The 10,469-nt window shown below is 41.6% G+C and carries 17 protein-coding genes; all 17 read right to left on the reverse strand.

From position 1 onward, the window contains the following. Nucleotides 1-129: 129 nt before the first annotated feature. The 17 genes from PCAR9_RS02525 to PCAR9_RS02605 all read right to left on the reverse strand — a co-directional run bounded on the left by PCAR9_RS02525 (nucleotide 130) and on the right by PCAR9_RS02605 (nucleotide 10,372). On the reverse strand, nucleotides 130-402 hold the full coding sequence (locus PCAR9_RS02525; protein ID WP_232091097.1) for a hypothetical protein: 273 nt from the start codon (nucleotides 400-402) through the stop codon (nucleotides 130-132). A 280-nt stretch (nucleotides 403-682) separates the two neighbouring features. Next, a complete protein-coding gene (locus PCAR9_RS02530) occupies nucleotides 683-1,054 on the reverse strand; it encodes a hypothetical protein (protein WP_232091098.1) in 372 nt (123 codons plus the stop codon). 63 nt (nucleotides 1,055-1,117) lie between these two features. Then, nucleotides 1,118-1,537, reverse strand: a complete 420-nt coding sequence (locus tag PCAR9_RS02535; RefSeq protein WP_179982265.1) for a hypothetical protein — start codon at nucleotides 1,535-1,537, stop codon at nucleotides 1,118-1,120. Nucleotides 1,538-1,667: 130 nt separating this feature from the next. Beyond that, nucleotides 1,668-1,979 carry a hypothetical protein gene (locus PCAR9_RS02540; RefSeq protein ID WP_179982266.1) on the reverse strand — a complete coding sequence of 104 codons (312 nt, stop codon included), beginning with the start codon at nucleotides 1,977-1,979 and terminating at the stop codon, nucleotides 1,668-1,670. A 566-nt stretch (nucleotides 1,980-2,545) separates the two neighbouring features. Beyond that, entirely contained in the window at nucleotides 2,546-2,893 is a 348-nt protein-coding gene (locus tag PCAR9_RS02545; RefSeq protein WP_179982267.1) for a nuclear transport factor 2 family protein, read from the reverse strand. A 122-nt stretch (nucleotides 2,894-3,015) separates the two neighbouring features. After that, nucleotides 3,016-3,399, reverse strand: a complete 384-nt coding sequence (locus PCAR9_RS02550; RefSeq protein WP_179982268.1) for a hypothetical protein — start codon at nucleotides 3,397-3,399, stop codon at nucleotides 3,016-3,018. Between the two features lie 142 nt (nucleotides 3,400-3,541). Then, complete coding sequence (locus tag PCAR9_RS02555) at nucleotides 3,542-3,748, reverse strand: hypothetical protein (protein ID WP_073325472.1); 207 nt, start codon at nucleotides 3,746-3,748, stop codon at nucleotides 3,542-3,544. Between the two features lie 155 nt (nucleotides 3,749-3,903). Beyond that, nucleotides 3,904-4,308 carry an LBP/BPI/CETP family protein gene (locus tag PCAR9_RS02560; protein ID WP_179982269.1) on the reverse strand — a complete coding sequence of 135 codons (405 nt, stop codon included), beginning with the start codon at nucleotides 4,306-4,308 and terminating at the stop codon, nucleotides 3,904-3,906. A 162-nt stretch (nucleotides 4,309-4,470) separates the two neighbouring features. Then, entirely contained in the window at nucleotides 4,471-4,656 is a 186-nt protein-coding gene (locus PCAR9_RS02565) for a hypothetical protein (protein WP_179982270.1), read from the reverse strand. 130 nt (nucleotides 4,657-4,786) lie between these two features. Beyond that, on the reverse strand, nucleotides 4,787-5,200 hold the full coding sequence (locus PCAR9_RS02570; protein ID WP_179982271.1) for a hypothetical protein: 414 nt from the start codon (nucleotides 5,198-5,200) through the stop codon (nucleotides 4,787-4,789). Between the two features lie 129 nt (nucleotides 5,201-5,329). Further along, nucleotides 5,330-5,536, reverse strand: coding sequence for a hypothetical protein (locus PCAR9_RS02575; RefSeq protein ID WP_179982272.1), 207 nt, complete (start codon nucleotides 5,534-5,536; stop codon nucleotides 5,330-5,332). Between the two features lie 573 nt (nucleotides 5,537-6,109). Continuing rightward, entirely contained in the window at nucleotides 6,110-6,442 is a 333-nt protein-coding gene (locus PCAR9_RS02580; protein ID WP_075176702.1) for a hypothetical protein, read from the reverse strand. Nucleotides 6,443-6,655: 213 nt separating this feature from the next. Then, complete coding sequence (locus PCAR9_RS02585; protein WP_012517138.1) at nucleotides 6,656-6,844, reverse strand: hypothetical protein; 189 nt, start codon at nucleotides 6,842-6,844, stop codon at nucleotides 6,656-6,658. Between the two features lie 620 nt (nucleotides 6,845-7,464). Beyond that, nucleotides 7,465-7,896, reverse strand: coding sequence for a hypothetical protein (locus PCAR9_RS02590; RefSeq protein WP_179982273.1), 432 nt, complete (start codon nucleotides 7,894-7,896; stop codon nucleotides 7,465-7,467). A 557-nt stretch (nucleotides 7,897-8,453) separates the two neighbouring features. Continuing rightward, entirely contained in the window at nucleotides 8,454-8,837 is a 384-nt protein-coding gene (locus tag PCAR9_RS02595; RefSeq protein ID WP_232091099.1) for a hypothetical protein, read from the reverse strand. Between the two features lie 687 nt (nucleotides 8,838-9,524). Continuing rightward, nucleotides 9,525-9,899, reverse strand: coding sequence for a hypothetical protein (locus tag PCAR9_RS02600; RefSeq protein WP_179982274.1), 375 nt, complete (start codon nucleotides 9,897-9,899; stop codon nucleotides 9,525-9,527). Between the two features lie 116 nt (nucleotides 9,900-10,015). Beyond that, on the reverse strand, nucleotides 10,016-10,372 hold the full coding sequence (locus PCAR9_RS02605; RefSeq protein ID WP_179982275.1) for a hypothetical protein: 357 nt from the start codon (nucleotides 10,370-10,372) through the stop codon (nucleotides 10,016-10,018). Nucleotides 10,373-10,469: the final 97 nt, after the last annotated feature.

Below are 10,469 nucleotides of genomic sequence, written 5' to 3' on the forward strand. Positions count from 1 at the left end.
CGTAAATGGCAACCAACCCGATATTGTCAGCCTTTCCTTTAGCAAATTTGATGGTAAGAAAAATTACAACTAAAGCGAGGATGAAGAGTGCTTGCCCCCAAAATGTAGCGTTTAGATTCATAAAATTCCTTATTGATGAGCTTCCTGAAAAGCATATAACATTAAGCTAAGCGGCGCAGTTGCGTGGGGCATAATGGCGAAGCCGCCCCGCGTAAATGCGTCCGAGCGACCGAAGGGAGTGGACTTTAGCGCTTTGTTATAAGCAAAGCCAGTTCCTTTGATCTTTTTAAAAACTGTTGAAGCCAGCATACGATTGATTGTTAACACAAACAAGCAAAACGACTGAGCAGTGATGGTTTTGACCTGACTGAAGCTAGCCGCCATTTGAACTGTCGAACGCATTGGCGCTTGTTGACGTCGAATAATAACTTGGCGATAAAGCGCCTAATGCGCAACCTTTGAATTGAAAGCGGCGGATTTAAACTTACCACAAGCCAGAGCGATGCTAATGAAAACAGGTGAGGGTAGTTGTACTGGGATTTTTATGAAGCCAAACGCAGTTTAAGCTGACGCCTTATAACACCCCGCTTAGGGGCAATAACACGTGGGCTAAAATTGGAGCGAAGCGACTGAGCCCACGTGTTATTGTCCCAGGGAGCTTGCGACCGACTACAGCGGTTTGTTATACGTTGCTGAATTTGCTTAATATTGCCTTGCAAGCATTTTCAACGTCTTGCGAGTAAAAATCTATTAGCTCTGAAACTTCCTTGTCTGATTTTTCTAAGAAACCTTTGGAGCATAGTGGTCTGACTTTTTCCAAAGGTAAATGATCAGCTTCTGAGGCGATTAAACCAAAAACGTGAAACTCAGTTTCCCAGCATTGCCCATATATCCTATTGCCGATGTAAGATAGCTCGGTAACTCTGTCTATAAAGAGAGAGTTATTGTTTAACAAGGCTTTGGCATGTTCACAAGCGGCTATTTTTTCTTGTTCAAGACTCATAGTTTCAAAAGCGTATAACTTTTCAATAACGGGCGCAGGCACGTAGGGCATAATGGCGAAGCCGCCCTGCGTGTATGCGTCCCAGCGAACGAAGTGAGAGAGTTTATTGAGTTGTTATGCATCATTCTCTAAAACATCCAAGTTGCATTGGACTAAATCTGCTCCTTTTAGATTAGCGCACTCTGCAAATCCATGTTTTTTCAAAGACTCAATGACGGCGTTATTGGTACTGTAAGTTCCGGTATTTAAACCATAGTCATTTTTATAGATATCTCTCAGCCGAATATCGTCACGAAACATGAGCGACACTGCAAGAACATATTGAAACTTAGCCGTTTCCTTGTCCTGTAATGAGGCCTCATATAAAACAGTAAGAAGCTTGATTTCATTCCAACGATCTGAAGACAAATTGACAGTCGTAACTAACGCATCTATGTATTCTGAGCTCTTTTTTGAATGTGTAAAATATTTACCTGCTAAGAACGAAAAAACGGCTACTAATATTAAAGCGACAAAAAAGAGTTTATTTTGCATGTTCATCCTGATGCATAACTTTTAAATAAGGGGCGCAGGCATGTGGGCTAAAATCCGAACGAAGTGAGCAGCCCACATGTTTGCGTCCCAGCCCGCGCAGCGGGCGTGCTTAATTTTTTTGTTATGTTGCTTAGTCACAACCACCGCCTCCGCCAAAGTCATCTGGGGCTGACATTTTGGGATCTGCTGAACCTACGTCACCCTTTGATTTATCCGGATTCTTATGAGGCATATTTGCGATGGAACCTACAAAAATACCCAACAAAGCAAAGCCACCACACCATACAAAATATTCGATAATTGATGGACTATTTGTTTCAGCAATTGCCGCTGCCACTAAGGCACCAATTATAGCTCCCAAAAACAAACCAATGATTTTAGATAGAGAAAAACCAATGAGTGCGAGATAAAGGGCAATTCCTGATTTACGAATCTTAGTCATTTGAATTCATATGCAACATAACTTTTCAATAACGGGCGCAGGCGCGTGGGGCATAATGGCGAAGCCGCCCCGCGTGTATGCGTCCCAGCGAACGTAGTGAGCGAGTTTATTGAGTTGTTAGGTGACATCTCAAACATCCTTGAGCAAAACTATCAATAAAAACGAAGAAAGCGCAGAGAAAGCCATAGCTAAAAAGTATTTCCTTGCCAAATTATGAGCACACACAAAACTCGAATCACTTTGACGACCTTTCATATACGAGCGACTTATCAACGTAAAAGTCAGCTTGGGAGTTGCAAGTAAAATTAACTTTGTCGGCTCTACCGTTATACCAAAAAGCTTCAAATTGTCTTGCGACTTTAACTCTGTGCAAACTAGGTCGAGTGCATTGACGTATTTATACAAAAAATACAAATAAGAGAAAGCGCCACATAAAAAAAGAATTGTTCTTAGACTCTCCACTTGTCACCTAACGCTAAGCTAACGGGCACGAACGCGGCGCTATAATGCCGAAGGCGCGCCGCGTTTGTGTCCCAGTGACCGAAGGGAACGAGTTTAGCGTTTTGTTAGGTAGCATGTTTAATCGGAGTGCCTTGGTGATATTGAATTTGCCAATTGTTTTGTGATTTTTTCCATATAGAACACCGATACGCACTTTGTTGATTTATTGTGGTCAGATACTTAACCAAAACACAGTCTTTGGCTAGTATAACAAAGCTAAAATCATGGGCTGAAAAAGCAACTGATTCTTCGTTGACCAGTTCGTTGATAATATCTGATTTAGAAAACCTCTTGCCTGATTTTCCGACTTCCTCGAATTCATCGGCTATTAAAACTTCCAGACGTTGCTTGTTTTTTCGGGTAGCAAGATCATTTAGCTCTAATTCCAAATTTCTTATAGTGTCGAATTCCATGCTGCTACCTAACTTTTAAATAAGGGGCGCAGGCATGTGGGCTAAAATCCGAACGAAGTGAGCAGCCCACATGTTTGCGTCCCAGCCCGCGCAGCGGGCGAACTTAATTTTTTTGTTATGTCTCATTGGTAAAAAACTTCCTTGAATATGCTCGGAGCACAATAGTCATTTAAGCTGACCACTATGAAGTGCTTTCTCACAAGCCCCGCATCTATTTCATACCATGCCTTTGTTTGGTTATCTTCTTCATACAAGTCTAGAGGGAAGATGAATGTTGGTTTTTCAAGGCTGTCTGATACCAGCCGTACTGAATAAGAACTTTGACCTTCAATGCTCTCTGGTAATTTAATAGTTACTGAGAAGTTTGAATCTCTAAGAGCTGTATCAATAGCAACATCTTCGACATGTTTGGAATTGAACTGTTCGCGCATTTCATCTGTTACTATGCAGGATGAGGCAAGACAGCCAAAATTGACTAATAGAAGTACTAAAAAAATTAACCGCATTTATCAATTCCTTCTGAGACATAACACCCCACTAAGGGGCGTTAACACATGGGCTAAAATTAGGAACGAAGTGACGCAGCCCATGTGTTAGCGTCCCAGCGAGCGAAGTGAGAGCCTTGAGTGGTTTGTTATATGACGCTCTCTAAAAAGAGCCCTGTTTTTTGTTTTGTACAGTTGCAAGTAGCACGAGCATTACACCAATACCCAAACCCAAAACCGCACCTCCTGCTACATCGTTACTGATACCCGCAAACTCTTGCGCCTTGCGCACTTCCAAAATCCAGAACGAAAATACAAATGAAATGCTGGCAATAAGTGGTAATAGAACGACTCTCGATTTTTTAGACATATACAGCCTCCTTGATTGAATATCCACGTGGCAAATAACGCCCAACTTAGGGGCAATAACACGTAGGCTAAAATTGGAGCGAAGCGACTGAGCCTACGTGTTATTGTCCCAGTGAGCGCCAGCGAATGGCTACAGTTGTTTGTTAGCTGCAAAGCTCAAATTGACGAATGCCTCTCAGTTATAGAATAGACCATATCGCAGGTTTGACACTCGACTTCCCACGCGCCAAACCGTTGAGTAATGTGTAAATCGCCTGAACATACTGGGCAAACTTGATCTTGAAAAGTGCTTGGTACGTTATCCCTCAAGCGCTTTGAAAATAACTTTAAGATAGGCCATAAGTTATCGTCTAATGTAATTCTTAAGTCATCTCTGAGTGATTCACAAAACTCTATGAAAACAATCTCGTCGTGAGAGCGTTTAATCTTGGGGTCTTGGGTGAGTAAAGCAATTAAGTCAAGAATTTCTCTATAGCGTTCGGGATATCTATCTTTATCAATATTCTGCTTACAGTTCAGCAACTCTTCAATCGAATAGCTTGAAAAATCTGGCTTGCTCAAAAACTTCTCCTTGCAGCTAACTTTCCAATAACGGGCGCAGACATGTGGGGCATAATGGCGAAGCCGCCCCGCATGTTTGCGTCCCAGCGAACGTAGTGAGTGTGTTGATTGGGTTGTTATATGACAATGCTAAAATAACCTAAGACCAATAACCGTAGCACTTTAATTGAGGACTTTCTTTCTAAAAAAAAGAGTATAGCTAACCGTTAGCCAGTCATAGTTTACAGAAACAAGTTCCCAGCCTTTATTGCCCATATTACCGCAGAGTTCTTCTAATTCTTTGAGCTTTGTGGAGCGCAGCTTGAATACCCCACCTACAGTTTTTACTTCGTATTTAAACCTATCCATATTTGAAAGCGACTCTTGTCATATAACACCCCACTAAGGGGCGATAACACATGGGCTAAAATTAGGAACGAAGTGACGCAGCCCATGTGTTAGCGTCCCAGCGAGCGAAGCGAGTGCCTTGAGTGGCTTGTTAGGGCCGTTTTTGTTTAGTGAAACCATATACTAAAGTTAACGCCCCAACCAATAAAATAACTAAACAGCCTATGATTCCTTTTGGTTCGAATTTAGTATTTTCAATTATTGCTAAAAACAGAATTACAATAGAAAAAAAGGTTAGAATCCCACCTATAGCCATAAATGAAATAGCACTTGGCTTTGCCGCTTTTGTAAAAACAGCTTTAATTAATGCCCAAACACTAAGTGAAAACAACAAATAGTAAAATGTGTAATCAAGAGCTTCTAGTTCACCTTTATATGTCTGATGAATTCCTAAAAATGAAACGGCGCCCGTAATAGTAGAGCATATGAATCCGAGAAAAATCGCTAATATCCTTTCTCTTCTTGTAGGCAGTCTGTCAATAGATTGGGGGTGTGCAATTTTCATAGAGGCCCTAACTTCCCACTAAGGGGCGATAACACATGGGCTAAAATTAGGAACGAAGTGACGCAGCCCATGTGTTAGCGTCCCAGCGAGCGAAGTGAGAGCCTTGAGTGGTTTGTTATATGACGCTCTCTAAAAAGAGCCCTGTTTTTTGTTTTGTACAGTTGCAAGTAGCACGAGCATTACACCAATACCCAAACCCAAAACCGCACCTCCTGCTACATCGTTACTGATACCCGCAAACACTTGCGCCTTGCGCACTTCCAAAATCCAGAACGAAAATATAAATGAAATGCTGGCAATAAGTGGTAATAGAACGACTCTCGATTTTTTAGACATATACAGCCTCCTTGATTGATCATCCACGTGTCAAATAACATTAAGCTAAGCGGCGCAGTTGCGTGGGGCATAATGGCGAAGCCGCCCCGCGTAAATGCGTCCGAGCGACCGAAGGGAGTGGTCTTTAGCGCTTTGTTAGAAGCAAAGCCAGTTCCTTTGGTCTTTTTAAAAACTGTTGAAGCCAGCATACGATTGATTGTTAACGCAGACAAGAAAAACGACTGTGCATTGATGTTTTTGATTTGACTGAAGCTAGCCGCCATTTGAACTGTCAAACGCATTGGCGCTTGTTGACGTAGAATAATACCTTGGTGATAAAGCGCCTAATGCGCAACCTTTGAATTGAAAGCGGCGGATTTAAACCTACCACAAGCCAGAGCGGTGCTAATGAAAACAGATGAGGGTAGTTGTACTGGGGTTTTTATAAAGCCAAACGCAGTTTAGGCTGACGCCTTATAACATCCCACTAAGGGGCAGTAACACGTAGGCTAAAATTAGGAGCGGAGCGACAGAGCCTACGTGTTACTGTCCCAGCGAGCGAAGCGAGAGCCTTGAGTAGTTTGTTAGAGTCGTTCACTCTGAAACAACCTTGAGAGTAAGTGCAAAACCCGTACAAACGGCTGTTGATACATAAACCAAGCCCCAAAACATGTAGAGAGGGCTTCCTTTGATTGCAATCTTGTCTCCGATGTATGTTTGGGCTTTGTCAATTGCTGCTAATGTCAACCCTAGACCTATTAGGCCTAAAAAAACACCAGAGATGATTCCTAGCACATAAACTAATTGTTCTAGATATTTGAAGCACAGAATTGAGACTGTAAAGAAACCAACAGATAAGGCGTAGCATTCTGATTGCCACTTTATAAAGTCATAATGCTTACCAAAAAATTTAGTCATTTTATTCATTAAAATTCCTTTTTTCCGAAGACTCTAACTTTTCAATAACGGGCGCAGGCACGTAGGGCATAATAGCGAAGCGGCCCTGCGTGTATGCGTCCCAGCGAACGAAGTGAGTGTGTTGATTGAGTTGTTATATGCGTACAATTTAAAACCTTTTACACATCCACTTTAATAAAAACAAACCCTAGCTACATAGAGGATGATATTTGTTTTAGGTAATTATTTATTTGCCCATCGGTAACAATAGAACCAACCAACAGGTGGAATCAAGAAGTTGAGCAAGAAGGCGTAAATGGCAACCAACCCGATATTGTCAGCCTTTCCTTTAGCAAATTTGATGGTAAGAAAAATCACAACTAAAGCGAGGATAAAGAGTGCTTGCCCCCAAAATGTAGCGTTTAGATTCATAAAATTCCTTATTGGTGAGCTTCCTGAAAAGCATATAACTTTTAAATAAGGGGCGCAGGCATGTGGGGCATAATGGCGAAGCCGCCCTGCGTGTATGCGTCCCAGCGAACGAAGTGAGTGTGTTGATTGGGTTGTTATATGACATGCCGATTAAACCCTTGAACCACCCCATAATTGCACTGTAGACATTAGCAAGATAGCCAATACAAGCCCAGAGACTAATGATACGCCGATGGGGATCAAGATAACTTGCCATAGTTTCAAAACCATAAAGCGCTTTAAAATGAACGAAAACAACACTATCGATATTACAACTGATGCTGGCTCTACTAAACCCGTCAAATAGGTAACTGAAGCTGAAAAAGCCTGCGTAATTAAAAATAAACCAGTGAGTAACATACTACGCTTGTTTACATTTTCAGTCACTTTGAGTAGGTGGAGAACAATTCGAAAACCTATGAAATTTCCAAGAAGAAATGAAATCAAAAAGAAGACTGGAAACACAAAAGTACCTTTGTCATATAACACCCACATAAGGGGCAGTAACACGTGGGCTAAAATCCGAGCGAAGCGACAGAGCCCACGTGTTACTGTCCCAGCGAAGCGACTTAATGTGTTTGTTATAATTTTCTATTATAGACTTCCTTTGCTCCTTTTGGAGCTGGCAATAGAAGTTTTCCCGCTCTGATGCAGAATGTATGTTTTTGTATATCCAGAGGTATTCTTGTGTTTTCAAATTGAAGCATAAAACAGCCTTTATCATCCGGTGGCGCTATTAGCGAGAAAGGAGTTCTTATAGGTTTTCCTCTATCTGGATAAACAGAATATAGGCTGTCAGATATTACTATTTCCTGAGCTTTTAATATGCTTGAGAATTTATGAACCTCTTCTTCAGTCATTTCTGAATTTTCGAAGCTTGCAATTGTTTCTGTCTTGCTGAAAATCCAATGCCCAATAAATTCACATTCTGGACTCTTGATAGTTTTCCCATTTGTATAATTACTAGATAAAATTAGACTAACCGTGATAACTGTAATAAACGTCCTTTTCATTAAAATTACCCCTAAATTATAACGCTAAGCTTTGGGGCGCTAGCACGTGGGCTAAAATCCGAGCGAAGCGAGCCAGCCCACGTGTTAGCGTCCCAGCGACCGGAGGGAGTGCCAACAGCGTTTTGTTAGGCGTACAACTGAAAGTACGCAGCTTTGCTGCCACCACTAGCCAAACAGACTGCGTGTTTAAATTATTGAATTTAATATAAAACAACCCTGTGCGAAATGCTAGATGTTAACGTTAATGCTGGATAAAAGAGCGTGTTTAGAAAGCTGGTGATGTTGAATGTTGGCGTTACGGTGTTGATAAAAAGCATGTTGCTAAAGCCGTGAAAACAACCGATAAAGCTTGCCGCGAATATAACCTAGCGAAACAACCTTTATGCTGGAATGTCACGTCCGAACCTACTTTTTAATGCTGTAAGTAAATGACGCCTAACTTCCCACTAAGGGGCGATAACATATGGGCTAAAATTAGGAACGAAGTGACGCAGCCCATGTGTTAGCGTCCCAGCGAGCGAAGCGAGAGCCTTGAGTGGTTTGTTATAAGCCACTGTTTAAATAGCCTTACGCATTTTATCTATTAACTCAAGACATGCCTGATAAAGCAAGATTTCCATGTCCTCATTATGGTAAAGAGGTCCCCAGCGGAATAGCCCTCTGAGACTAAATTGCTTTGCAATGAATTCACGCCATGTCACAGATTTAGATACACTGAATGTTTTTACGGTCTTGCCGTGATTAATGTTGTATAGCCGCGAAACTAACTTAATTTTTGGACGCCAAAATATAGGTATACCAGACGTTCCAAGATTAACGGTAAAAGCTTCGCCACCGTGCAGTGTGACTATAATGACATCCAAGCCAATGTCAGATTTCTTCGGTTCCTTAATAGTAGAAATACTGTGGAGGCAAAAAGTCTCTTCGAGTTTTTCGCGCATATGATCTTGTAGTGAATTTCCAGTTATAGAAAAAAACGACTCTATTTTAGATATGTTGCTGTCATTAACTACAGCTAATGAACCTAGGTATACATTTGGCTTTCAGAGTTGAACCAATCGAAGAGCAAATTCAAATTCCTTTTGGCTTATAACATTAAGCTAAGCGGCGCAGTTGCGTGGGGCATAATGGCGAAGCCGCCCCGCGTAAATGCGTCCGAGCGACCGAAGGGAGTGGTCTTAAGCGCTTTGTTATAAGCAGAGCCAGTTCCTTTGGTCTTTTTAAAAACTGATAAAGTCAGCATACGATTGATTGTTAACACAAACAAGCGAAACGACTGTGCAGTGACGGTTTTGACTTGACTGAAGCTAGCCGCCATCTGAGCTATCGAGTGTAATGGCGCTTGCTGACTTAAAATAAGAACTTGTCGATAAAGCGCCTATTACACTGCCTTTGAATTGAAAGCGGCGGATATAAACCTACCACAAGCCAGAGCGATGCTAATGAAAACTGGTGAGGGTAGTTTTACTGGAATTTTTTTATAGCCAAATGAAGTTTAGGCTGACGCCTTATAACACCCAACTAAGGGGCGATAACACATGGGCTAAAATTAGGAACGAAGTGACGCAGCCCATGTGTTAGCGTCCCAGCGAGCAGCGCGAGCGCCTTTAGTTTTTTGTTATATGCTGCTACATACTTAAAAGAGCCTTGAACAGTAACACTACAAAACTAACGAGCATAAAGAAACCCATTAATAATTTGATAATCAGGGCATCATTGCTATTGAAGGCTTTAAACCATTCCTCAGCTTTGTTGTAGCGTGCTTTGTTTTTAACAGCGACATAAAACAATGCGACTGTTGCGATGTAAAACGCAACAATACATGTCTGGCTAAGATAACTGCTTAGGTTTACGTCTAGAAATTGAAAATAAGAAAGATATAAGACGCTTTGCGTTACGATGTTTATCCAAAAAGTACAAGTCATTATTGGGAAAAACATCTCCTCGCGGTCATGGTTCAACATGTATTTAACTATGACATGCCATTTGCACAAAATATCCACTGAAGCTCCTAGGCATATAACTTTTCAATAACGGGCGCAGGCACGTAGGGCATAATAGCGAAGCGGCCCTGCGTGTATGCGTCCCAGCGAACGAAGTGAGCGAGTTTATTGAGTTGTTAGGTGGCATTGTTTCCCCGAAGATATACACCAATATGGTCGCCCGAATACTTATGGTTCTTAAAGTTACCACGTTTGACAATTGGGATAGAGCCTAAAGTGTTGGTTATTTGTTGTTGAAGTTCTGGAGTGCTGAACTTTGAATTTTTTGGAACAACTATGAGTGGCGTGAATAAGAAGTGCGAGAAGTCTTGATTGCCACTTACTACGGTATATCCACTTTTTTCTAATTTGATTCGCAGGTTAGCTAACTTTGTTTTATTAATTCCATTTGAATGGAGATGAATAGTAGGTTTGGCGACTGATGTGCACCCAGCTAATACAATGATAAAAAATGACAGTATTATCGTTTTCATCCCTGACACCTAACATTAAGCTAAGCGGCGCATTTGCGTGGGGCATAATGGCGAAGCCGCCCCGCGTAAATGCGTCCGAGCGACCGAAGGGAGTGGT

The organism is Alteromonas macleodii (assembly GCF_903772925.1).
Lineage (GTDB): Bacteria > Pseudomonadota > Gammaproteobacteria > Enterobacterales > Alteromonadaceae > Alteromonas > Alteromonas macleodii_A.